Annotated in this window: 10 tRNA genes and 1 rRNA gene; all 11 read right to left on the reverse strand. The window is 47.0% G+C overall.

Annotated features, from left to right (window positions below):
• Positions 1 to 108: 108 nt before the first annotated feature.
• Positions 109 to 185, reverse strand: a tRNA-Pro gene (locus tag KNP71_RS15650).
• Between the two features lie 7 nt (positions 186 to 192).
• Positions 193 to 269: transfer RNA gene (locus KNP71_RS15655), tRNA-Arg, on the reverse strand.
• A 5-nt stretch (positions 270 to 274) separates the two neighbouring features.
• Positions 275 to 359: transfer RNA gene (locus tag KNP71_RS15660), tRNA-Leu, on the reverse strand.
• A gap of 7 nt (positions 360 to 366) precedes the next feature.
• Positions 367 to 441, reverse strand: a tRNA-Gly gene (locus KNP71_RS15665).
• Positions 442 to 462: 21 nt separating this feature from the next.
• Positions 463 to 543, reverse strand: a tRNA-Leu gene (locus KNP71_RS15670).
• A gap of 35 nt (positions 544 to 578) precedes the next feature.
• Positions 579 to 654: transfer RNA gene (locus KNP71_RS15675), tRNA-Lys, on the reverse strand.
• A 16-nt stretch (positions 655 to 670) separates the two neighbouring features.
• Positions 671 to 746, reverse strand: a tRNA-His gene (locus KNP71_RS15680).
• A gap of 11 nt (positions 747 to 757) precedes the next feature.
• A tRNA-Thr gene (locus tag KNP71_RS15685) sits at positions 758 to 833 on the reverse strand.
• Positions 834 to 841: 8 nt separating this feature from the next.
• Positions 842 to 917 (reverse strand) — tRNA-Phe (locus KNP71_RS15690).
• Positions 918 to 941: 24 nt separating this feature from the next.
• Positions 942 to 1,017, reverse strand: a tRNA-Asp gene (locus KNP71_RS15695).
• A gap of 83 nt (positions 1,018 to 1,100) precedes the next feature.
• Positions 1,101 to 1,189: ribosomal RNA gene (gene rrf, locus KNP71_RS15700) — 5S ribosomal RNA — on the reverse strand; the annotation flags it as partial.

The following is a 1,189-nucleotide window of genomic DNA, read 5'->3' on the forward strand; positions in this document are numbered from 1 at the left end:
AATTTGATATAGCTCTTTAAAAATGACGAAGCTTGCGCTTCATTCAAAAATTGTAAAACTTTTTTTGCCTCATCGTTCAGTTTTCAAAGACCAAATTGAATTAAGAAATGGTCGGGAAGACAGGATTCGAACCTGCGACCCCTTGGTCCCAAACCAAGTGCTCTACCAAGCTGAGCTACTTCCCGTTATAAATGGTGCACCCTGAGAGATTCGAACTCCCGGCCTTTAGATTCGTAGTCTAACGCTCTATCCAGCTGAGCTAAGGGTGCATTAATGCGGTCGAGAGGACTTGAACCTCCACGGTGTTAACCACCACTAGGCCCTCAACCTAGCGCGTCTACCGATTCCGCCACGACCGCATATAATTGGAGCGGAAGACGGGATTCGAACCCGCGACCCCGACCTTGGCAAGGTCGTATTCTACCACTGAACTACTTCCGCAATATAAAATTAGATTAGAGATGCGGGTGAAGGGACTCGAACCCCCACGTCAAAGACACTAGATCCTAAGTCTAGCGCGTCTACCAATTCCGCCACACCCGCATATAAAGTATTTAAGTATAGAAATTAATGAGAAATGGTGAGCCATGCAGGGCTCGAACCTGCGACCCTCTGATTAAAAGTCAGATGCTCTACCAACTGAGCTAATGGCTCATTAATTTTTAAAAAATGGGGCGGCTGAAGGGAATTGAACCCTCGAATGCCGGAATCACAATCCGGTGCGTTAACCACTTCGCCACAACCGCCATGAGAAAAATGGTGCCGGCGAAAGGATTCGAACCCTCGACCCTCTGATTACAAGTCAGATGCTCTACCAACTGAGCTACACCGGCGCTGTAAATGGTGGCTTTGGACGGAATCGAACCGCCGACACAAGGATTTTCAGTCCTTTGCTCTACCAACTGAGCTACAAAGCCAACTTATTAAATTAAATAAAAAAATGGCGGTCCCGACGGGATTCGAACCCGCGATCTTCTGCGTGACAGGCAGACATGTTAACCACTACACCACGGGACCGTTTTAAATAATTACTGTATCGACTTTACCTATTTTAAGTCTCCTCAAGAAGAAAGTCAATAATTTTTTCAAAAAAATAAACAGCCTGGCAGCGTCCTATCCTCACAGGGGGAGACCCCCAACTACTTTCGGCGCTGAAGCGCTTAACTTCCGTGTTCGGCATGGGAACGGG

The organism is Exiguobacterium sp. s56 (assembly GCF_018618255.1).
In the GTDB taxonomy this organism is placed as follows: domain Bacteria; phylum Bacillota; class Bacilli; order Exiguobacteriales; family Exiguobacteriaceae; genus Exiguobacterium; species Exiguobacterium chiriqhucha.